Annotated in this window: 20 protein-coding genes and 1 other RNA gene; 11 read left to right on the forward strand and 10 right to left on the reverse strand. The window is 38.9% G+C overall.

The window, feature by feature from the left end:
* Positions 1-50: 50 nt before the first annotated feature.
* From fsa to ffs, 3 genes are all read right to left on the reverse strand, one after another.
* Positions 51-704 (reverse strand): fructose-6-phosphate aldolase, encoded by a 654-nt coding sequence (fsa, locus tag ESY88_RS06875; protein ID WP_147085785.1) that lies wholly within the window; start codon positions 702-704, stop codon positions 51-53.
* A gap of 297 nt (positions 705-1001) precedes the next feature.
* A complete protein-coding gene (locus ESY88_RS06880; protein WP_147085786.1) occupies positions 1002-1805 on the reverse strand; it encodes an SDR family oxidoreductase in 804 nt (267 codons plus the stop codon).
* A 187-nt stretch (positions 1806-1992) separates the two neighbouring features.
* Positions 1993-2091: signal recognition particle sRNA small type (ffs, locus tag ESY88_RS06885), an RNA gene on the reverse strand.
* Positions 2092-2178: 87 nt separating this feature from the next.
* Between ffs and ESY88_RS06890 the strand changes: the two genes are divergently transcribed.
* From ESY88_RS06890 to ESY88_RS06940, 11 genes are all read left to right on the forward strand, one after another.
* Entirely contained in the window at positions 2179-3210 is a 1032-nt protein-coding gene (locus ESY88_RS06890; RefSeq protein ID WP_147085787.1) for a glutaminyl-peptide cyclotransferase, read from the forward strand.
* Between the two features lie 215 nt (positions 3211-3425).
* The gene (locus tag ESY88_RS06895) at positions 3426-3815 is read left to right on the forward strand and encodes an acyl-CoA thioesterase (RefSeq protein ID WP_147085788.1); all 390 of its coding nucleotides are present in this window, start codon (positions 3426-3428) and stop codon (positions 3813-3815) included.
* A gap of 97 nt (positions 3816-3912) precedes the next feature.
* A complete protein-coding gene (locus tag ESY88_RS06900) occupies positions 3913-4635 on the forward strand; it encodes a carboxypeptidase-like regulatory domain-containing protein (RefSeq protein ID WP_147085789.1) in 723 nt (240 codons plus the stop codon).
* Between the two features lie 23 nt (positions 4636-4658).
* On the forward strand, positions 4659-4994 hold the full coding sequence (locus ESY88_RS06905; RefSeq protein ID WP_147085790.1) for a hypothetical protein: 336 nt from the start codon (positions 4659-4661) through the stop codon (positions 4992-4994).
* Between the two features lie 68 nt (positions 4995-5062).
* Entirely contained in the window at positions 5063-5518 is a 456-nt protein-coding gene (locus tag ESY88_RS06910) for a hypothetical protein (RefSeq protein WP_147085791.1), read from the forward strand.
* Between the two features lie 49 nt (positions 5519-5567).
* Positions 5568-7133 (forward strand): hypothetical protein, encoded by a 1566-nt coding sequence (locus ESY88_RS06915; RefSeq protein ID WP_147085792.1) that lies wholly within the window; start codon positions 5568-5570, stop codon positions 7131-7133.
* A gap of 256 nt (positions 7134-7389) precedes the next feature.
* Positions 7390-8289 carry a MerR family transcriptional regulator gene (locus ESY88_RS06920; RefSeq protein ID WP_147085793.1) on the forward strand — a complete coding sequence of 300 codons (900 nt, stop codon included), beginning with the start codon at positions 7390-7392 and terminating at the stop codon, positions 8287-8289.
* Positions 8290-8343: 54 nt separating this feature from the next.
* Positions 8344-9807, forward strand: coding sequence for a phytoene desaturase family protein (locus ESY88_RS06925; protein WP_147085794.1), 1464 nt, complete (start codon positions 8344-8346; stop codon positions 9805-9807).
* Position 9808: 1 nt separating this feature from the next.
* Positions 9809-10648 carry a phytoene/squalene synthase family protein gene (locus tag ESY88_RS06930; protein WP_147085795.1) on the forward strand — a complete coding sequence of 280 codons (840 nt, stop codon included), beginning with the start codon at positions 9809-9811 and terminating at the stop codon, positions 10646-10648.
* A gap of 5 nt (positions 10649-10653) precedes the next feature.
* Positions 10654-11103, forward strand: coding sequence for a sterol desaturase family protein (locus ESY88_RS06935; RefSeq protein WP_147085796.1), 450 nt, complete (start codon positions 10654-10656; stop codon positions 11101-11103).
* Between the two features lie 186 nt (positions 11104-11289).
* The gene (locus tag ESY88_RS06940; protein WP_147085797.1) at positions 11290-12441 is read left to right on the forward strand and encodes a lycopene cyclase family protein; all 1152 of its coding nucleotides are present in this window, start codon (positions 11290-11292) and stop codon (positions 12439-12441) included.
* 147 nt (positions 12442-12588) lie between these two features.
* Here ESY88_RS06940 and ESY88_RS06945 read toward each other — a convergent pair whose 3' ends face one another.
* The 7 genes from ESY88_RS06945 to ESY88_RS06975 all read right to left on the reverse strand — a co-directional run bounded on the left by ESY88_RS06945 (position 12589) and on the right by ESY88_RS06975 (position 22077).
* The gene (locus tag ESY88_RS06945) at positions 12589-13179 is read right to left on the reverse strand and encodes a TlpA family protein disulfide reductase (RefSeq protein ID WP_147085798.1); all 591 of its coding nucleotides are present in this window, start codon (positions 13177-13179) and stop codon (positions 12589-12591) included.
* A 70-nt stretch (positions 13180-13249) separates the two neighbouring features.
* Positions 13250-15514, reverse strand: a complete 2265-nt coding sequence (locus tag ESY88_RS06950) for an aconitate hydratase (protein ID WP_147085799.1) — start codon at positions 15512-15514, stop codon at positions 13250-13252.
* A 230-nt stretch (positions 15515-15744) separates the two neighbouring features.
* On the reverse strand, positions 15745-16881 hold the full coding sequence (locus tag ESY88_RS06955; RefSeq protein WP_147085800.1) for an acyltransferase family protein: 1137 nt from the start codon (positions 16879-16881) through the stop codon (positions 15745-15747).
* A gap of 24 nt (positions 16882-16905) precedes the next feature.
* On the reverse strand, positions 16906-17859 hold the full coding sequence (locus ESY88_RS06960; RefSeq protein WP_147085801.1) for an AAA family ATPase: 954 nt from the start codon (positions 17857-17859) through the stop codon (positions 16906-16908).
* Between the two features lies 1 nt (position 17860).
* Positions 17861-19294, reverse strand: coding sequence for a peptidylprolyl isomerase (locus ESY88_RS06965; RefSeq protein ID WP_317128667.1), 1434 nt, complete (start codon positions 19292-19294; stop codon positions 17861-17863).
* Complete coding sequence (locus ESY88_RS06970) at positions 19278-20099, reverse strand: peptidyl-prolyl cis-trans isomerase (RefSeq protein WP_317128671.1); 822 nt, start codon at positions 20097-20099, stop codon at positions 19278-19280. Before ESY88_RS06970 ends, ESY88_RS06965 begins: the two co-directional genes overlap by 17 nt.
* Positions 20100-20136: 37 nt before the next feature.
* Positions 20137-22077, reverse strand: a complete 1941-nt coding sequence (locus tag ESY88_RS06975) for a peptidylprolyl isomerase (RefSeq protein WP_147085804.1) — start codon at positions 22075-22077, stop codon at positions 20137-20139.
* Positions 22078-22127 lie beyond the last annotated feature (50 nt).

The following is a 22127-nucleotide window of genomic DNA, read 5'->3' on the forward strand; positions in this document are numbered from 1 at the left end:
GGGTGGATTTTGAATTACAGATCTAATGAGATCTGTTGAGCGATTTCGTGTTAATTTCCTTTGTTATAGTCTTCCAGAAATTTAGCCAAGCCATTATCGGTTAGAGGATGTTTCAATAAACCTGTAATCGAGCTCAAAGGGCCTGTCATCACATCTGCGCCTAACTTGGCACAATCAATCACATGCATGGTATGGCGCACCGAAGCTGCCAAAATCTCAGTTTCAAAACCGTAGTTATCGTAGATTAATCTAATTTCGGCAATCAGGTTGAGACCATCTGTTGAAATATCGTCCAAACGGCCAATAAATGGCGAAACGTAAGTAGCTCCTGCTTTAGCTGCCAAAAGGGCCTGCCCCGGAGAAAACACCAAGGTCATGTTGGTTTTTATTCCTTTATCAGAAAAATACTTACAAGCCTTAATGCCATCCTTGATCATGGGAAGTTTCACAACGATTTGACCATGTAGATCGGCAAGCGCCTCTCCTTCTCTTACCATGCCTTCATAATCGGTGGCAATCACTTCTGCAGAAACATCGCCATCCACAATATTGCAGATACTGATATAATGTTTCATAATGTTGTCATGACCGGTAATACCTTCCTTGGCCATCAACGACGGATTGGTGGTTACACCATCTAAAATCCCCATGTCCTGGGCTTCTTTGATTTGCTCTATGTTAGCTGTATCGATAAAAAATTTCATAATAATTGTGTTTTAATGCAGTCACGCTTTCGCGGAAACTGTTAGCTAGTTTTATGGTTTATAATCGGCTACGAATTTACGATATTATGTAGGGAACTAAAGAAAATGTTGGGAAATAAAAAAGTTCAAAGCTCAAAGCTCAAAGCTCAAAGCTCAATATTAAAAGTTAGGAGCAATTAAACTCGATGCTGCACGCATGCGTTGCTTTCTTATTTTTTTACCAAGATCAAGTAATTCTACTGAAACCGTTCTTTTGGACATTTTTCCAAGCTCCAACTTCTAGCTTCTAACTGTCGTTCACAACTCAAAATGCTTCATCAGCATTTTTTCATAGATTTTATCGGGAAGTGTTCGCTTTAGGACGATAGAAAATTTCTGCATAAAGTTTCCAATCTTATAATGGATTTTTGGATGCCTTGTTTGAATGATTTGATACACTGCTCTCGCCATGAGTTCAGGATTTTCGCCTTGATCCACATGGGCATTCATGAGTTCCAGCGCATTGCCATAGGATTTTTGATAAGGCGACCCTTCTGTAACTGGCGCATGATAACGCCCTGCGGCAATATTAGTGGCAAAATCCCCTGGCGCCACATTACACATGTGAATGTTGAACGATTTGATTTCCATGCGGAAGGCTTCCGTGATCAATTCCAACGCGCCCTTGCTGGCACTATATACGCCACGATAAGGCAAGCCCATGTATCCCGCAATGGAAGTCACGTTGATGATCATCCCGTTATTTTGGCTTCGCATGTGTGGCAATACCGCTTTGATGACCTTAATTGGCCCAAAAAGATTGGTCTCAAAATTTCGCTTGATCTCCGCTTCGGGTATTTCTTCAATGGGTCCAGTAATCCCGGCACCGGCATTATTGATGAGCACGTCTAAGCGACCTTCGGTTTCAAGAATATGATTTACCGATTGTGAAATGGAATCGGTATTGGACAGGTCTAACTTTACCAGTTTGAATTTGGAATCTGCATAGCGCTCTGGGTTTCTACTCGTGCCATAGACTACAAAACCCTTATCGGATAAAAACTCACCAATGGATTTTCCAATTCCAGAGGACCCTCCTGTGATTAAAACTACTTTAGACATACCGTATAAATTTACGAGTTACAAATTACAAATTCCATCCATAACCAGAATTAAGACAAGGTTTTTTTAAGAGGCGAAGCAACAAAAAATAATGGTGAGGTGGTTATTTCAAAACTGAAAACCAGTAAATAATGGAAGATTGAAAGCTGGAGACTGAGCTCTGGAGACTTTGAAATTGGGCACAAAAAAAAGGCAAGTTACCTACATCACACCGCTACGACCATTTACCTTTGCTTCGTTCCCGACCTGGAGGATTCAACAGGAGCTGGTTGTGTAGGACTTGCCAGCAGCAAAGATACAATCTTTTAATACTTATGCAATGATTTTTTAAACTGAATTTTATTAAATAACTTGCGTCAAAATTATCTAAAAAATGATCTCATTTAAAAGTTTCATTCTCATAAGCTTAAGCCTGCTTTTTATTAATTGTGGCAATCAAGTCGCCAATAAAAGCCGCTTCGAAATCAAGACCAACGCCAAGGAAGACGTGATTTCTTTGGGCGAAACCTTGAACTTATCACTCAAAAACCCGAAAAATGTGGAGATTAGTGCCGTCTCTTATCAGCTAAACGGAAAGTCGGTTGGGGAATCCATTACCTTGGCCAACGAAAAATTGGGCCAACAAACACTCACTGCCATTATAAATACAGGAGATTCCGAAGAAAAAATCAATACCCAAATCACGATTCTCAATAACAAAACTCCTGAAATTTATGGTTTTAAAATTATAAACGAGTATCCGCATGACATCACTTCTTACACCCAGGGCTTGGAGTTTCACAAAGGCGAACTTTATGAAAGCACGGGCCAATATAAAGAGTCCAAATTGCGTAAAGTGGATTACAAAACCGGCGAGGTCTTAAAAAACATCGATCTGGCCGATCAATATTTCGCGGAAGGCATTACAATTTTAGATCATAAAATCTACCAACTAACCTGGCAGGAAAATACAGGTTTTGTATATGATGTGGAGACTTTTGAAAAGATAAATAGTTTCAAATACGGAAAAAGCGAGGAAGGCTGGGGACTTTGCCAAGATGGTAAGGTCATTTACAAATCTGATGGCACCGAGGATATTTGGACACTAGACCCAGAAACTTTGGAAGAAATCTCCAAAACGCAAGTCTACACCAACAAAGGCAAAATCGTTGGCATCAACGAAATGGAATGGATCAACGGAAAAATCTATGCCAACCGCTATCAAAAAAATGGGGTCGCGATCATAAATCCGGTAAATGGTGCGGTTGAAGCCGTGATTGATTTCTCACCGCTCCATAACATGGTAACTCAACATAAAGATCTAGATGTACTCAATGGGATTGCCTATAACCCAGAGACCAAAACCATCTTTGTGACTGGAAAACGTTGGGATAAATTATTTGAGGTGGAGGTTTTTAAGAAGTGAGTTTTTGTGAATTCATCATTTTTTGAATTTTAACAACCCAGCTTCCGCGGTACCCTAATTAAAAAAACGCCAACACTAGCAATGTGCTTCAAAAACAACCTAAATTTTGAATCTTGTGGCTCAGCCTTCCGCAGTAAAAACGAGGGATAAATAAGTACTATAGTTTTCAAAAAAGCTAATTAATCTATAATTTTAGGATATTAAAATCGAAAATCATGCAAACGTACGAGAAACATATTGTTGTAGCCCAAGAAGATATTGACATTCGCAGTCATGTGAACAATGTGCGTTACGTGGAGTGGGTGCAGGATATCGCACAAGAACATTGGGATTCTAAAATCACTGAAAAGCTAAAAAAGACCTATTATTGGATCATGTTGAGCCATTTCATCGAATACAAGGCAGAAGCTATTTTGGGAGACGTGCTGCGTTTGGAAACCTTTGTGACCAAGGCAGATGGTGTGCGTTCTACCCGCCAAGTGCGCATTTACGATAAAAACACCAATAAGCTGCTCACAAGCTCTGAGACCATGTGGTGTTTCATGTCTCATAAAACCAATCGGCCTACACGCATCACTGAAGAAATTCAATCCCTTTTTAGTTAAAAGAACACTAAATGCCTTGTTAAATTCTCTTAAAGCTGAATTTTCCGTAAGAACAAATGACTTTATTTACAGATAGCCAATCATTTTAGTTGAATCTATGAGGATAATTCTACTTGTTTCATTTTTTATCCTGTCTACCATGGTTAGCGCCCAAACCGTTTCTGGGATTGTCTATGATTCAGAAAACACCGTTAAAGGCGCTCGCCTTTACAATGAAGCCCAAAACAAGCTCAATTACACAAAAGACGATGGCCGTTTTGAATTAGAAGCAACCTTGGGAGATGTGCTCATCATCTACAGTTTGTTCCATCAAAAATTAAGAGTGACCGTTACGCCCGAGTTTTACGAGGATGTGGTGGTTTTTGAACTCAAGCAAATCACCAATGCTTTGGACGAGGTGGAAGTTCATAAAGTGATTGAGCGAAAATATGATTCCACCGCCTTTCAAAATGATTTGAGTATTCCCGCAAGAGCGCCCAAAACACCAGTGCTTCGAAGCGGTTCCAATTATGAGCCCACCCTAAATCTAATAAGTCTGGCGAGCGCTATTGGCCGGCTTTTTAAAAGGAAAAAAATCGACGTGCCAACAATCAAAGCAGCGGATTTTGAGAAACTATTTAAGACCGATTCATTTTTTACCATTGATTTTCTTCGGAAGGATCTCCAGATCGAAGAAAAAAAGGAGTATCTGTTTTTTGAATACTGTGCCAATCAAAAACTCGCTCCTGCCCTACTCAACAATCAATTGTTAATGGTGGAGGCACTTTTAAAATGCAGTGCCAATTTTAGAATTGCCAAAGAGTCTCCCAATACAAATTGAATCCCCTATGAAAACACCGCCACTTGAAACCATTCTACGTTCTCCTGCTTATATTTTGTCCATTTTCATTGATGGCGCAAAGCATTACAGGAATCATTTACGATGCAGAAACCACTATTAAGGGCGTGAAAATTTTTAATGACACCCAAAACAAAGTCGATTTTAGTGATGCCAGGGGAAATTTCAAAATCGAAGCTTCCGTTGGGGACCAATTATCTGTCATCAGTTTGTTTCATGAACCGCTGGTCGTCACAGTTCAATCTTCATTTTTTGATGCTCCTGTGGTGTTTGAACTAAAAAAAGTTACCAATGAACTCGATGAAGTACAGCTCATGAATGTGGTCGAAAAAAAAATTTGACAGCGTACAGATCAATACTGAGGTGCAGCTACAATTAAATCCCTCCAGAGGGTTTTATTCCCCGAGGCTTGCCTAGAAACACAAGGGACATCTTTCAATTTATACCTTGTGGGCTTGCCCCGATGTTATTGATTTATGATATCAAAAACAGACCTTGGCTCTATGAACCCGTTCCTAGTGGTAACTCGGATTTCAATAAAATTGGCGCACTCATCGCCAGCCTTTTTAAAAGGAAGCAGTATTCATCTGAAATTATTTATGTGAAACCAGAGGATCTTCAGAGCTTGTTCGCTTCGAATTCATTCTTTACCAAGAAAATGATTTCTAAAGAATTGAACATTATTGAAGACTACCAATTTCTGTTTTTCGAGTTTTGCAGCGCACAGCAAATCGATATGCAACTGATATCAGAAAAGAAATCCTTGGAATTATTGGAATTGCTTATGGCTTATAGCAGAGATTTTAAAAGTTTCCTGCTTGAAAATCCAAAAGATGGAGTCGTAATTTTTAACGGGCAATACTAGATGTTGCATTCAAAAGTTATATTTTTATCCCAACTTATGATTCGACTTAATGAAACGCATTTTATACTTTCTGTTTACTGGCTTTATTATCCTTTTTTGGAGTTCCTGCAGAAACGATTTCGATTTTTCTCCAAGCACCGGAGGCCTTGAATTCTCAAAGGATACCATTTACTTGGATACGGTTTTTAGCAACATTGGCTCCAGCACCTACAATCTTAAGGTTTACAACCGAAGCAACGAAGATATTTCCATACCAACCGTTCGTCTAGGCGAAGGCCAAGGCTCAAGATACCGTCTCAATGTAGACGGAATTGCAGGAAAAGAATTTAATGACGTCGAACTTCTGGCCAAAGATAGCCTGTATATCTTCGTTGAAACCACCGCAGATATTCAGAGCCTGTCACAAAACAGTTTGCAGTTTTTATATACAGATGTCATAGCGTTTGATTCTGGAACAAATTTCCAAAAGGTAGAGTTAGTGACCTTGGTCAAAGATGCCAATTTTATTTATCCCAATAAAAACGCGGCCACAGGCATTATTGAAACCTTGAGCTTTGACGTGGACGGCGATGGCGAAATTGATCAAACCAATTTACAGGGCCGTTTTCTCGAGGCCGATGAACTCACGTTCACCAATGAAAAACCGTATGTGATTTACGGATTTGCTGCAGTGAATGCTGGTGATGTGCTCACTATAGATGCTGGTGCGCGCGTGCATTTTCATGCGAATTCAGGCTTATTGGTTACTAATAATGCCTCGTTAAAAGTCAATGGTGAGTTAAGCATCGATCAAGAGCTCTTGGAAAATGAGGTTATTTTTGAAAGTGACCGTTTAGAACCTGGCTTTGCAAATGTTCCCGGCCAATGGTCTACCATTTATTTATTTAATGGAAGTGTTGCCAATGAGATCAATTATGCCACAATAAAAAACGCAACGGTGGGTATTTTAACGGAAGGCAATCAAGACGCACCAAACCCAAAACTAAGCATTCGCAACTCACAGATTTATAACTCAAGTGCGTTTGGGATTTTGGCCACCGCAAGCTCAATCACTGCGAAAAACCTTGTCCTCAACAATTCTGGGCAATCCTCATTTGCAGGCACAGGTGGCGGTCGCTATAACTTTACGCATTGCAGCATTGCCAATTACTGGAACACTGGTTTTAGGCAGTTCCCATCTTTATTTCTAACCAATTATGTGACCGGTAGTGATGGCAATGATGTGGGCAACAATCTCGCAGAAGCAAATTTCAACAACTGCATCATCTATGGTAACGACAATCCGGAACTCACTTTTGATGAACTGAATGGTTTTGATCTCAATTTCAAATTCACAAATTGTTTGATTCGTTTTCAGGATACCAATGGAAATTTCATTGGTGAGAATTATAATTTCAGTAATACTGACCGCTACGAAAATTGTATCCTAAATGGCGAACCTGATTTTAAAGCCCCTTTTGAAAACGAACTCATGATTGGTAACGCTTCGGCCGCCAATGGCCAAGGCAATAGCGATTTTGCCAATCAAGTGCCATTTGACATTTTAAATACAGGAAGAACAGCTTCTCCAGATTTGGGCGCTTATCAACACCTTACTTTTGAGGACGAGGATTGAGAATCTGGTTTCATGCCCTAAAAACAACGGCAATAGACAAACGCCCCCTAAAGTATCGCAGCACATTACTACACAAAAACAAGACTCCTGTTACACATTCAAGTCGTAAATCAAAAATCGCAAATAGGTTTGAATCACTGCGCAAATAAATTTCAAAAATGGTAATTATTTAACACATTTTAATCAAGATCCTTGTGGTTACATGGATTTTATTAGTAAAAAATAACTATTTTTGTTTAACTTCTTGACAAAAAAAATGAACAATATAAAAAGCAGCTTTAGCATAAAAGATCTTGAAAACCTAACCGGGATCAAAGCACATACCATCCGAATTTGGGAGAAGCGGTATAAATTGATTGAGCCAGATCGCACCGATACCAACATTCGTCTGTATAGTCTAGAAAACCTGCAGTTGTTGCTCAACATAAGTTATCTCAAAGCCAATGGATACAAAATATCAAAAATTGCAGAACTTGAGATTAATGCCATTCCAGAATTAGTAAAAGAAATTGCCAAGAAAGATTCAACGCATAACCATGCCATGAGCACTTTCAAGTTGGCCATGCTAAATTTTGACCAAAAATTGTTTTATGAAACCTACGCTAGCCTTGAAAAAGAAAAAGGGTTCTTACAACTTTTCCATGAAGATCTCGTGCCATTCATGGGAGAAATTGGCTTATTATGGCAAACCGATACGATAACGCCTGCCCATGAACATTTTCTAATGAATCTCATTAGGCAGAAACTCTTGGTTAGTACTGAAGAATTACAATCACGCAATCAAATCGATCATAAACAGATATTTGTACTGTTTCTCCCAGATAACGAAGTACATGAGTTGGGTTTGATGTTAGTCAATTATGAAGTCATCTCCAAAGGCTACCAAGCCATTTACCTTGGTCAAAGCGTGCCCATTGACAGTCTTAAGGATTTGCTCAATTATTATGATGAAATCACATTTATATCTTATTTCACGGTAAAGCCAGAAAAGGCTCATATCAACGATTACATTAAGGAATTTGAGCAAAAGCTTTTGATGAGCAAAAAAATAAACTTATGGCTGCTTGGTCGTATGGTAAAAGAAATTGATCTTAGTAAATTAAATAAGCAGATCGTATCCTTCAAATCCATTGAAGAATTAGTTAAAAAACTTTAAAAAAAAATGCGTAAAAGCTAACCTTGTTTAGCATTTATGTACTTTTGTTGAACAATGAAAACATCCATCGGTATCATCGGTTCTGGCTTCTCTGCCTTATCTGCAGCCTGCTATCTTGCAAAAGCGGGTAATCACGTAAGCATGTATGAAAAAAATGACACGCTTGGCGGGCGTTGCAGACAATTTAAAAAAGAAGGTTTTACCTTTGATATTGGCCCCAGTTGGTATTGGATGCCAGATATTTTTGAAAAATTCTTCAACGACTTCGGAAAGAAGGTTTCAGATTATTATGAATTGGATAAATTGGATCCAGCTTACAAGATTTTTTTTGATGACGATACCATAACTATTGGAGATACACTTGAAAAGATTTCTGCAGAATTTGAACGTATAGAATCCGGAAGTTCCGTAGCACTCAACAAATTTATTGCTAAAGCAGCTTCCAATTATGACATTGCCATCAATAAAGTGGTTTTAAAGCCCGGCATCTCCCCTTTTGAGTTGGTCACTAAAGACACGATCACAAGGGTAGACCAGTTTTTCAAGACCATCTCTTCGGAGGTGCGCAAGAATTTTAAGAACCCCAAGTTGATCTCCACCTTAGAGTTTCCAGTGTTATTTCTAGGCGCAAAACCAGGCAATACTCCCGCTTTTTATAGTTTTATGAATTATGCCGACTTTGGCCTCGGCACTTGGCATCCTAAGGGTGGCATGTACGAGATCGTTAAAGCCATGACCGCTTTGGCGAAAAGTTTGGGAGTTGAGATTCATACAGAAAGTCCCGTTTCACAAATCAACGTGAGCGATAAAAAAGCGACTTCTGTAGTTGTGAATGGCAAGACACTTCAATTTGATGTGGTGCTGAGTGGTGCCGATTATCACCACTCTGAAACTTTACTTGAAGAACAACATCGCCAGTATAGCGAAGCCTATTGGAGCAAAAAGACCTTCGCCCCTTCATCACTCTTGTTTTACGTGGGCTATGATAAGAAATTAAAAAATATTGAGCATCACAATCTTTTTTTCGATACGAGTTTCGAGACCCACGCCGAAGCCATTTACGATGATCCTAAATGGCCAGAAGCGCCGTTGTTCTATGCTAATTTTCCATCAAAAACTGATGCGTCAATGGCACCAGAAGGCTGTGAAACAGGCTTCTTCTTGATACCCATCGCTCCTGATTTAGAAGACACACCAGAACTTAGGGAAACTTACTTTAAAAAGATTATGGAACGTTTTGAGCGATTAACTGGACAAAGCATTGAAAAAAATATTATATTTAAAGAGTCCTTTTGTGTAAAGGATTTTATTAGCGAATACAACTCGTATAAAGGAAATGCCTATGGGATGGCAAATACGCTCTCTCAGACTGCTTTTCTAAGACCCAAATTAAAAAGTAAGAAAATAAAAAATCTCTATTTCACAGGACAATTAACGGTTCCAGGCCCAGGAGTTCCTCCGGCACTGATTTCCGGTAAGTTGGTGTCCGAACTCATAAAAAAACATCACAACTTGTAATATGAAATCAATTTTTGATAGCGTTTCCCATAAGTGTTCTAAGGTTGTCACCAACTCTTACAGCACCTCATTTTCCTTGGCCACAAAAATGTTGTCTGACTCCATACGTCAAGACATCTATAACATCTATGGTTTCGTGAGGTTTGCAGATGAAATTGTAGACTCCTTTCACGATTACGATAAGGAAATGCTCTTTGCCGAATTCAATAGAGCGCTTGAAATGGCTTTGGAACATAAGATTAGTCTTAATCCAATTTTGAATTCCTTTCAGGAAACCTATCATAAATACAGTATCGATAAGCATTTGGTTGATTCCTTTATGAAAAGCATGAGAACCGATTTACATAAGAACACCTACCTTACCGATGCGGAGTATAAACAATACATCTATGGCTCTGCCGACGTGGTTGGGTTAATGTGTTTAAAAGTTTTTGTGAAAGGCAATCAAGAGAAATACGACGAACTAAAAGAATCTGCCATGAGTTTGGGCTCGGCGTTTCAAAAGGTAAATTTTCTTAGGGATCTAAAAGCAGATTTTGAGGATTTGAGTAGAACTTATTTTCCAAACACCGACCTCAATCATTTGGATGAGGCCTCAAAACAGGCGATTATCACTGATATAGAAAATGATTTTTATAAAGGACTTCAGGGCATCAAGAATTTGCCCATTGAAGCAAAATTTGGGGTGTTTATGGCCTATCGCTATTACAGCCAATTACTTAAAAGGCTCAAAAAAACACCAGCATTGGAAATAAAATCCACTCGTATTAGAGTCCCAAACTACAAAAAATTTGAACTTCTCACTAGAAGCTACGTCAAGTATCAACTTAATTTAATGTAATTATTATGCATACCCTATATTGGATCCTTATATTTCTAGGCGTTTTTAGCACCATGGAATTTATGGCTTGGTTCACACATAAATACATCATGCATGGTTTTTTATGGAGTCTCCACAAAGACCACCATCACAAAGACCATAAAAACTGGTTTGAGCGCAATGATGCCTTTTTTATTTTTTACGCCGTGGTAAGCATGATTTGCTTTTATCTGTGGAGCTATGAAAATGTGTGGTACTTTTTGCCAATCGCTTTTGGTATCATGGGTTATGGTGCAGCGTACTTTTTGGTACACGATATATTCATACACCAACGCTTTAAGGTTTTTAGAAACGCCAATAATTGGTATGCCAAAGGTGTGAGACGTGCGCATAAAATTCACCATAAACATCTGGGTAAAGGGGATGGCGAATGCTTCGGAATGCTCTTAGTGCCATTTAAATATTTCAAAAGATAGTTTTTTCTGTCTTTGCGTATTTACCTCGCCAAGGCGCAGCGCACGTCGCTGTTAGGCATAAGATCAAAGACTTGAATCCAATTAACTAATAACAATTGTTAGTTCTTATTTTTCTACTGAAATGAGTTCTTTTGTTTAATATCGTAGAAAAAAAACAGCAGCTGCCTTCAATCTTAAATGTCTCCCATGACCAAAACTTCCAAGCATTATGACTATGTGATTATAGGTAATGGCTTATCTGGTTTACAGTTAGCTTTAAAAATGGCTAAAGACGTTTATTTCAATTCTATGCGTATTGCACTTATTGACCCTTCGGAAAAGGACGAGAACGACAGATCTTGGTCATTTTGGGAAATTGGCAAAGGGCAGTGGGATGCCATTATTCACAAAAGCTGGGATCATGCTATTTTTCAGTCTTCACAACAGAAGGCACTATTGGATTTGGCGCCGTATCATTATAAAACAATCCGTTCCATCGACTTTTATGAACATGCTAAAACGAAACTTTCAGCAAAAGCCAATTTCAACTTTATTTTAGAAAAAGTGCTTTCCGTGGTAGAAAGCGAGACCTCCCTCATCACAACCGATAAAAACCAATATACGGCCAATCATATTTTTGATAGCAGGATGCCGGAGGCTTATTTTTCTACGGAAGCCAATAAAAGCATAAAAATCCTACAGCATTTTAAGGGTTTAGTAATCAAAACAGAACGTCCTAAATTTGAGACTTCAGCGATTACAATGATGGATTATCGTTTGAAAGATGGTGAGCAGACTACTTTTACCTATGTCCTACCTTTTTCTGAAACAGAAGCGCTCGTGGAGTTTACCTATTTTACTGCGGAAACGGTTCCCGAAAGCACTTATGACAAGTATTTGGAACACTACATTTCAGAATATTTGAAAATTGAAGACTATCAAATCTTAGAAGTTGAAACAGGCGTGATCCCAATGACCAATTTTCCGTTTGACAGCTATTCCACAAAACACCTCACTAAAATTGGCACTGCTGGTGGATGGGTTAAAGGTTCTACGGGATATTCCTTCAAACTTACTGAAAAAAAAGTCACTCGAATAATTGAGAATATCAAAGCTAGCCGGAATCCTTCCGAAGGCTTATTCCGAAATAAATATAAGGTTTACGATAAAATATTTCTGAAAGTCCTTTCCGAGGAAAATGAAAAGGGCGAATGGATTTTTGAGCGCTTTTACACCAAAAATAAAGTACAGACTATGTTTAGGTTTTTGGATGAGGAATCCACATTTGCTGAAGAATTGAGCATCATGTCCTCTTTATTTTCTTGGAGTTTTATAAAGGCGTTTTTTAAGACACTTTAGTATCTCTGGTTTTGAATGGTCTCAAATGGCCTTCAAACTATGGCCTTTAGCACATCTCGCTTTCTTATAATCACTTCTGATTCAAAAGTTTTGCCACGAATCTCGCGAATACAACTTTCACTCTGTATAAAAAAACGCATGTCACTTTTAGTCCATAGTGAATTTGTTTTCAATCAATCCGTCCAAAATACGCCGCATTTTATCGCTATCCCAGTCTGCAACACCACTTTTGTCCAATACGATTTTACCCGCGGTATCAATCACAAAAGTTCTGGGTATGGAACTCACATTGAAATTAGAAGGTGGCTGTGTGCTTGGCTGATAGGACTTAAAACTATAGCCTTTCTCTTCCAAAAAGTTCGCAGTGACGCTTTGCTTCTCATTGGAGACAAACCAAAATTCAATGGCATCATTATCTTTATAATCTTGATATAGGGTTTCGAAATCGGGCATTTCAGCAATACACGGTGGGCACCAAGTGGCCCAAAAGTTGATGATGATGACTTTGCCTTCCGCAGACTTAAAATTCACGGTTTCCCCTTGATCATTTTTGAGTTTCCAGTTAAATGTAGACAGGGAAGCCCTTTCTGAGTTTTCGATAGCAGAGGGCTTGACCACTTTCGCCATTCCCTTTTGCAAGAAAATTTGAATAGGCTTGCGGGTTTGTGGGATGATCAATAGTAAAAGAACTACCACAAATAGTATGGTAGACCATTTCATTTTTCTTGGCTTAGCCATGGGGATTTATTTTTTAATCAAAAAAAAGCTCTTGATAGGTTCAAGAGCTTTTCTTCAAAATTATATAGTATTAGGCAGCATTCTCTTTTTTAATCAAGTTCAATGCAGAGCCTTCATTAAACCAATCAATCTGTGCTTGGTTGTAAGTATGGTTCACTTTAAATGTGTCCTTACTACCGTCACTGTGCACAATCTCAATGGCCAATTGCTTATCTGGTGCAAATTGGTCTAAATCCAAAAAGTTGAAGGTATCATCCTCTTGAATCAAATCATAGTCATTTTCATTCGCAAACGTTAGACCCAACATCCCTTGTTTTTTGAGGTTGGTCTCATGAATACGTGCAAAGGATTTTACAATTACCGCAACAACCCCCAAATGTCTTGGTTCCATAGCTGCATGCTCCCGTGAAGATCCCTCGCCATAGTTGTGGTCACCCACTACGATGGATTTTACACCTTCAGCCTTATAGGCTCTCGCAACATCTGGCACACCTCCATATTCGCCAGTCAATTGATTTTTGACAAAATTGGTTTTCTTACCAAAGGCATTGATAGCGCCAATGAGCATGTTGTTTGAAATATTATCCAAATGTCCTCTAAAACGTAACCAAGGTCCAGCCATAGAAATATGATCTGTGGTGCATTTGCCAAAAGCTTTGATCAGCAATTTTGCATCTTTAATTTGATTCCCAATGGGTTCAAAAGGTGCTAATAATTGTAAACGTTCAGAATCCTTGCTAACAGAAATATCAACCTCGCTACCATCAGCAACAGGGGCTACATAACCAGACTCTTCTACCGCAAAACCTTTTGGTGGTAATTCAATACCTCTTGGTTCTTCCAATTTCACTTCCTCGCCATCTTCGTTGATCAAAGTGTCGTTCATAGGGTCAAAATCCAATCGTCCTGAAATTGCAATGGCTGCAACCATTTCTGGAGAGCCTACAAAGGCGTGCGTATTTGGATTCCCATCTGCTCGTTTTGAGAAGTTACGGTTGAAAGAATGCACAATTGTGTTTTTTTCATCACCTTTTCTGTCGCTTCTATCCCATTGACCAATGCAAGGGCCACAAGCATTTGTAAAAATGGTAGCTTGAAGGTCCTCAAATATTTTTAGGATGCCATCGCGTTCTGCAGTAAATCGAATTTGCTCAGAACCTGGATTGATCCCGAAATCTGATTTAGGCTTGATCTTTTTATCAACCGCTTGCTGTGCAATAGAGGACGCTCGTGTTAAATCTTCATAAGACGAGTTGGTACAAGACCCAATAAGACCCCAATCTACTTTGATTGGCCACCCATTTTCTCTTGCTTTCTTACCAAGTTCACCAACAGGAGTTGCCAAATCTGGTGTAAATGGACCGTTGAGATGTGGACGCAATTCATCTAAATTAATTTCAATGACTTGATCGAAGTAGGCTTCAGGGTTGGCATAAACTTCGTCGTCACCTGTAAGATATTCTCTAATTTTGTTGGCTTCATCGGCAATTTCAGCTCTATCGGTTGCTCTTAGATAACGCTCCATAGAGTCATCGTAACCAAAGGTTGATGTAGTTGCCCCAATTTCAGCACCCATATTACAAATGGTGCCTTTTCCTGTACACGATAGATTCTTGGCTCCAGGGCCGAAATATTCTACAATGGAATCGGTTCCTCCTTTAACAGTCAAAATTCCAGCAACCTTTAGAATCACATCTTTTGAAGATGTCCATCCATTGATGTTTCCGGTTAATTTAACACCAATCAGCTTAGGGAATTTAAGTTCCCACGCCATACCAGCCATAACATCAACAGCATCTGCGCCGCCAACCCCAATAGCTACCATTCCTAATCCACCAGCATTAACGGTATGTGAATCGGTACCAATCATCATTCCGCCCGGAAAGGCGTAATTTTCCAAGACCACTTGATGAATGATCCCTGCACCAGGCTTCCAAAAACCGATACCATATTTTTTAGATACAGAAGCCAAGAAATCAAAAACTTCGTGACTGTTTTCATTTGCACGTTTCAAATCGGGAACAGCCCCTTGTTTAGCTTGGATCAAGTGATCACAATGCACCGTGGTTGGCACAGCTACGTTTGGTTTACCTGCCTGCATAAATTGCAATAAGGCCATTTGAGCAGTTGCATCTTGGCAGGCAATACGATCGGGTGCGAAATCTACATAGTCTTTTCCTCGTGTGAACGCCTTATCCGTTTTGCCATCCCAAAGATGAGCATAAAGAATTTTTTCTGAAAGTGTTAACGGTTTACCCACTATGTTTCGAGCTGCATCTACGCGCTCTGGCATTTTGGAGTAAACGTCTTTGATCATGTCGATATCAAAAGCCATAAATATATTTTAAATTGTTAGTTGAAATTTCTTCCTTAAGATAATCTTTTTGAGAGACTATTCTCTTAAAAAAAGTATAACAATATTACGGATTTTTAAAGAATTTCTGAAATTTAGAATGGATACTTCATTCGAATCAAAATAATTCAATAAACACCAAAGAATTTTATATTATTTTCACAAATACCCAATAATGCGAAGTTGTATCTAGGAAATCAATAATGCCAAAATCATTTAAAATAACTTTTGATTCGCCTGCTATCACGTAAATCTGTCATTGGTTTCTCATAATAGCGATACAGGAGCTGGGCAAACACAAAAGACAGCACCCAATAAACTGCTAGAATCACAAAATTAAAACCTATTGAGGTTGTCATGGATTTGAGCCACAATTGTAACGGCAATAGGATAAGCGAAAGGTTAACGAGATAGAGCCCATAAGAAAGTATGCTAATTTTTGTGATTTGCTTTTCAAAAATTGTTCGATCCCGCCAACTGGAACACAGCGGAAACAATAGTAGTATGCTCACAGAAACCAACGGCAAATAAAAAACGGTGTAGAAAAGATTTGCGTGTTGCGGCTGAATTTGGAATAACAAAATACATGCGTGCACCGTAATAAAAAGTAAGGCGCCAGTGAAGAACAATTTGATTCTATGCGTTTCCCAGAAAGATTTAAACGTGTAGGCCACATAAGCTCCAATAAACCCATAGTAGATACTATCTATTCTGAAAATGACCACTTTTCTAATATGCTGGCTCCAATCGCTATAATCCACATAATCATGGCTTAGACCAAAACGATAGCGTGCCATGCTCACTCCAACGATGATAAGCAGCGTCGTGACCAGAAAAAGCCGGAATTTATTGACTTTACTAAATATCAAGACCAATAGAAATAGCAACAAGGGGCCAATCAAATAGGCATATTCTTCTATGGAAAGACTCCAAGCTTCGGTAAAGAAATTGGGATGTGGGGCGGAAAAATTCTGGATAAAAAGTAAGAAATCGCCAATTTGATCAATAATGATTCCGAATAGCAGGTAAATCATTAAAATATTAAGCAACAAAATCAAAAAGTAATTGGGCAGCGTTCTAAACCAGCGTCGAATCCAAAAATAAAACACATCCTTGAATCGGACTTTTTGCTGCTCAATCTGTCGCAACAACAAACCACCAATCAAAAAGCCGCTCAGCACAAAAAACAAATCCACGCCAATGGCACCAAAAAATTGAAATATCGAAATAATGGGATGCCCCCCATTGGGAAAAATCAAAAAAGTAGAGTGCGACAACATGACCAAAAGAATGGCCACTGCTCTAACCACATCCAATCCATAAATACGCTTACTATAGTCTATAGGCATCCTGAAGTTTTCAATGCCTGCAATTTAAAATAAACTTTCGATGATTTGCTGATCACTCACACCTTCTGCCTCGGCTTTATAGTTTTTAATGATTCTATGGCGAAGAATACCTTGGGCCACCGCTTGTACGTTTTCGATATCTGGAGAAAATTTACCATTGATAGCGGCATGAGTCTTTGCTGCTAAAATAAGGTTTTGAGAGGCTCTTGGGCCTGCTCCCCAATCTACAAACTCGGTCACAAGATCTGATGCATATGACGTATTAGGTCTTGTTTTACTTACCATGGTTACGGCGTACTCAATCACATTATCGGCCACTGGAATGCGCCGAATCACATTTTGAAAATCTATGATTTCCTGAGCTGTGAACAAAGCATTCACCGTTTGTGTAACATCTGTTGTGGTGGTTTTAACTACTTGAACTTCCTCCTGAAAAGAGGGATACTCCAAATTGATAGCGAACATAAACCGGTCTAATTGCGCTTCGGGTAAGGGATAAGTTCCCTCCTGCTCTATTGGGTTTTGCGTGGCCAACACAAAATAGGGTAAACTTAATTGATACTGATGACCAGAAACAGTCACAGCACGTTCTTGCATGGCCTCCAATAAAGCTGCTTGGGTTTTTGGTGGGGTACGGTTAATTTCATCTGCCAAAACAATATTGGCAAAAATAGGCCCTTTTAAAAATTTGAAATGTCTGTTTTCGTCAAGGATCTCACTTCCTAAAATATCACTGGGCATTAGATCGGGCGTAAACTGAATGCGTTTAAAATCCAATCCCAACGCTTGAGCAATGGTATTGACCATTAGGGTTTTTGCCAAACCAGGCACTCCAATCAAGAGGGAGTGTCCCCCAGAAAAAATGGAAATCAGGATTTGATTGACCACTTCATCCTGGCCTACGATCACTTTAGCAACTTCAGACTTTAGGGCGTTATACTTTTTTACAAAATTTTCAATAGCAGCAACGTCAGACATATTATTCCTTATCAAGTTTTAACCAGTTTCCATCGAATTTACAAGATCTATAATCTTCACTGATTTTTACGTAGGTATCATTGATTTTTTCGTCTTGCCATTTTTTAATGGTTTCGTACTGTTTTTCTTGTTCGGTTAAATTTTTGATCTTAAGGTAATCTTTAGCAAAATCTGCTTTGTGATCGTTGATTCTATCGGTAACGCTCATGATTTTGAATTTGATGCGGTTCACACGATCTTGATCTTGCAACACTAGGCTTACCTCCCCATCTTTTAAATCCTGGATTTGCCCGTATAATTCGGGATCCATATTGGTCAACTCAAAATTGAAATCCTGAGTCATTGGGTTTGTCAACTGGCCACCGTCGTTTTTAGTTTCCGTTTCATCACTAAACTCGCGGGCAGCAGCGTTAAAAGTCAAATCTCCTGAAACTATGCGTTCCCTAATTTTATTGATTTCGTCTTTAGCTTCAATAATCGCTTCGTCTGATAATTCAGGGCGTAATAAAATATGGCGCACATCATATTCCTGACCTCTAATTTTTTCCAAGAGAACGATATGATATCCAAAATCACTCTCAAAAGGCTCTGAAATTTCACCTTCTTGTAATGAAAAAGCAACATCTCTAAACTCCTTTACCATTTGTGGGCGCTTTTTGTTCAAAGTGTAAAGTCCTCCTTTGCTACGTGCAGCCACATCATCTGAGTAAAAAACGGCTTTGGTTGTGAAACTCGCGCCATTCTCAATGACATCAGCCTTAAAATCCTTTAATTTGCGGATGACTGCTTTTTTAGCTTCTTCAGAAACCTCTGGGATAATGACAATCTGTGCCACTTTTAATTCAGTTCCAAACGTCGGGAGTGAATCTTTTGGGATGTCATTAAAATACTCCCTTACTTCTTCTGGGGTCACCTCTAAATCTGCAACGATCTTACGCTGCATGTCTGCCACCAACTTGCCATTCTTGTTGATCTCGAACATTTCCTCTCTAAGGCTTTGCTCATTGTCTTTACTGTAAAACTCCAAAAGTTCTGCCATAGAGCCACCTTTCTGCTCTAAAATGGAGTTGATTTGCTGTTCTACCATTGATCGAACCTCCAATTCATTTACCGTGATACTGTCTTGAATGGCATGATGTGCGTATAATTTATCCTCTAAGAGCTTTCCGAAGAGTTCACACCTAGTGAATCTTGCGATAGAGACCCCTCTGGCTTGCAGTTGCATGTATTCCTTATCAATATCGGAATCCAAAATCACGAAGTCGCCCACTACTGCCGCCACCCCATCAACCTTTTGACGTGCTGCGGTTTGTGTAGAATCTAATACTTTACCACTATTGTCAGTTTCATCCTCAATGATTTCTTGAGCATAGGTATGAACTGAGAATGCGCTAATTAGCGCAGTCAAAACCATGGTTTTAATTGTAAATCTCAAATCGTTTGTTTTTAATAGCATCCTTGGTAATATCTTTTTCAAAGGTTTTAATGAGTTCCAGTTTTCTTTTATTCACAACAATTTGCTTTATAGTAGGTCTTACGTACTCTAAAGGCGCTAAATCGTTCTGGGACAACACATCCTTTATTTGCATCAAATATAGGTTTAATGAATCTTTGAGCTGTATATAATTAGTTTTTTTTAACAGTTCACTTTTGTTTTCAGCATTGAGTACCGGAATGCGATCCACCATTTGGGTTTTTTTGACCCACAATGAATCCTTCAGCCAATAATCCTTGAATTGTATGGATATGGAATCTAGATAGTTTTTGTCTTCTGCATCAAAACGTTTGAAACGTTCTTCAATTTCGTCATTGTTACTGGCTTTTTCGTTGAGCACTAAGTACCGAAATTTTACCAAATCCTCATTGAGCTTAAATGTGGCCAGATTGGTTTCATAAACCAACTGTGCTTCGGCGTCATTGATTACCGTATCTACGCTTCTATTTACCAAAGCCTCCAAATAGGATTTGCTGTACAAATCACTTTTATACTGTTTTACCAGCTTGTCGAATTCAATTTGTCTGGCTTCAGGAAGGTTTCGCTCTGCGCCATCCAAAAGTAAGAGTTGGGTCGCCCATTTGGTAATGAAATTGTTAACGATCACGGTGCTGTCATCTTTAGAGGTGCCTTCTTTCACCAAACCTTCCAAATCTCTCTTATACAAATAGGCTTCATTCACTCTTGCTATTGGCTGATCATCTGTGGGGTCTTTAAAAAAGTCACAGGAACTGTTCAAGAGCACAATTGAAACAACTAATAAAATCCTATTTTTAATCAAACTATTTCTGAAGTTTTAATTTAACTTGTTGCAATGCTGCCTTGTTGATTTCTACAGTATAACGCTCATGAAGATTTGTTAACCAATCTTTCTCTAGCTGGTTTTGGTAGTCACTAACTACTCTACCACGTGCCTCTTTTAAGGTTTTGGCACCCGCAGGCAGGATTTCATTGGTAATCAAGATATGATAAGCATCATTATGCTCAAAAATTTCTGAGATACCATTTTTAAAATTATAAGTTTCCGGCAAGGCCTGATCCCCTTGTTCAAACACTTGGTTGGTGGCTAAGATATTAGAGGCATTGTTTTTATTTCTTTCAGTCAAGACCGCTTCAATTGAATCGCCTTTTTTCAAGGCCTTTCTCGCTTTTGAAATTTCTTTTTCTGAAGCGGAAGTGAGCAAGCTGCCATCAGCTCTATCCTTCCAGACATAATCAGACTGGTGCGTGTCAAAAAAGGCTTGCAACCCTAAGCTGTCTTTTGTAGCCTTATTCCATATTTCTTGTTCCATCAAGTCAAATAAAAGGAGTCCGTCTCTATACTCCTGAAGCACATGGGCAAAATCTTCATTTTCTTCTTCTAAATGCGCTTCTTGATATTGCAGCAATTTGCGCTCTAAAAAAGCCTCATATTCTTTATTGACAACCACTTCTGGCTTTAAAGGTTTGTTGCTGTAATTGCGTTGGGCCGACATTAAATAATCTGCAAAATCGCGGTAAGTGTAGCTGTCGTCCTTTATTTTTAATATGATTTTGTCGCTTTCAATTTGTTCTGGAATGTTCCAAGTACGTTTGAAGAAATCCTCGTTGATAGTGCCGGCAAAATAGGTCAATGCCTCTGGATGATCCTTGATTTGATACTTTTCCTTAAGTTTTTTAACCATGGCCGAGTTTATCAATTGCGATCTGGAGTCTCTTTTGACTCGGCTTTCCAACTCGCTCTGCATGTCCTCAAAAGATTGCATCTCTTTTTTATCGATCAATTTGATGATATGCCATCCATATTCACTTTGGAAGGGTTTTGAAATATCATTCTTATTCTCTAAACTAAAAGCCACATCCTCAAAAGCTTTAGAGCTCAATTGCCCGCCGGAAAAAGGTGCCAACTCCCCTCCTTTTGATGAAGAGCTATTATCATCTGAAAATTGCTTCGCCAAGGATTCAAATTTTTCGCCTTGCTCTATTTTTCCATAGATTTGTTGAATGCGCGTCTCGGGATCTATCGTACTGTCTTGTTGCTGTTTTGCAATCATGATATGTGCTACGGCAACTTCTCCCAAAGATTTGCGCTTATCCCAAACCTTCACAATATGAAAACCAAATTTTGAACGGAATGGCATGGAAACCTCTCCTAATTTGGTATTGTAAGCTTCAGTTTCAAATGGATACACCATTTTAAAACCAGAAAACCAGCCTAAATCCTCTGCAAAAACAGTTTCTCTATCGTGAACTTCTTTTTGAACTGGCGCAAAGCCTTCGTCTAAAACACGTTGTCTCAACTCTAGAAGTCGGTTGTAAACTTGGGTTGTATCGGTTTCATTTTCATCGAGCATAATCAAGATGTGTGAGGCTTTCACCTCATTTGAGATGCGATCATAGGCTTCTTTCACCAATTTATCTGTGACCTTATTGTCGGTCATGTAATTTTTGCTGAGCTGATTTTTGTAATTGTTGAACTCCTTAACATATTGGGCATCCTTATCCAATCCCAAACGCTTGGCGTCCTTTACCTTTAGTTTATAATTGACAAAAAGTTCCAGATAGGCATCGATATCCTTTTGGGACTCATCTTTGACTAAATCAAGATTTTTATTGTAAACCCTTTGAAACTCAGAGGTCATGACTGGCTCACCATCAACAGTAAACAGAACATCTTTTTTGTCTTCTTGTGCGTATATCAACACAGAGAAACTAAGGCAAATAGCGGTAATTAATAACTTCATTTTGATAGGATATGAATTAATGGAAACAAATTCTTGGCCGTAAAAGTAAT

The organism is Subsaximicrobium wynnwilliamsii, from assembly GCF_007997225.1.
Lineage (GTDB): Bacteria > Bacteroidota > Bacteroidia > Flavobacteriales > Flavobacteriaceae > Psychroserpens > Psychroserpens wynnwilliamsii.

Bases quoted from the DNA above. Each gene is read 5' to 3' on its own strand.
- ESY88_RS06920 (WP_147085793.1), top strand. From the start codon at position 7,390: ATGAACAATATAAAAAGCAGCTTTAGCATAAAAGATCTTGAAAACCTA.
- ESY88_RS06975 (WP_147085804.1), bottom strand. From the start codon at position 22,077: ATGAAGTTATTAATTACCGCTATTTGCCTTAGTTTCTCTGTGTTGATA.
- ESY88_RS06895 (WP_147085788.1), top strand. From the start codon at position 3,426: ATGCAAACGTACGAGAAACATATTGTTGTAGCCCAAGAAGATATTGAC.
- ESY88_RS06945 (WP_147085798.1), bottom strand. From the start codon at position 13,179: ATGGCTAAGCCAAGAAAAATGAAATGGTCTACCATACTATTTGTGGTA.
- ESY88_RS06940 (WP_147085797.1), top strand. From the start codon at position 11,290: ATGACCAAAACTTCCAAGCATTATGACTATGTGATTATAGGTAATGGC.
- fsa (WP_147085785.1), bottom strand. From the start codon at position 704: ATGAAATTTTTTATCGATACAGCTAACATAGAGCAAATCAAAGAAGCC.
- ESY88_RS06900 (WP_147085789.1), top strand. From the start codon at position 3,913: ATGAGGATAATTCTACTTGTTTCATTTTTTATCCTGTCTACCATGGTT.
- ESY88_RS06915 (WP_147085792.1), top strand. From the start codon at position 5,568: ATGAAACGCATTTTATACTTTCTGTTTACTGGCTTTATTATCCTTTTT.
- ESY88_RS06955 (WP_147085800.1), bottom strand. From the start codon at position 16,881: ATGCCTATAGACTATAGTAAGCGTATTTATGGATTGGATGTGGTTAGA.
- ESY88_RS06880 (WP_147085786.1), bottom strand. From the start codon at position 1,805: ATGTCTAAAGTAGTTTTAATCACAGGAGGGTCCTCTGGAATTGGAAAA.
- ESY88_RS06950 (WP_147085799.1), bottom strand. From the start codon at position 15,514: ATGGCTTTTGATATCGACATGATCAAAGACGTTTACTCCAAAATGCCA.
- ESY88_RS06925 (WP_147085794.1), top strand. From the start codon at position 8,344: ATGAAAACATCCATCGGTATCATCGGTTCTGGCTTCTCTGCCTTATCT.
- ESY88_RS06890 (WP_147085787.1), top strand. From the start codon at position 2,179: ATGATCTCATTTAAAAGTTTCATTCTCATAAGCTTAAGCCTGCTTTTT.
- ESY88_RS06930 (WP_147085795.1), top strand. From the start codon at position 9,809: ATGAAATCAATTTTTGATAGCGTTTCCCATAAGTGTTCTAAGGTTGTC.
- ESY88_RS06935 (WP_147085796.1), top strand. From the start codon at position 10,654: ATGCATACCCTATATTGGATCCTTATATTTCTAGGCGTTTTTAGCACC.
- ESY88_RS06960 (WP_147085801.1), bottom strand. From the start codon at position 17,859: ATGTCTGACGTTGCTGCTATTGAAAATTTTGTAAAAAAGTATAACGCC.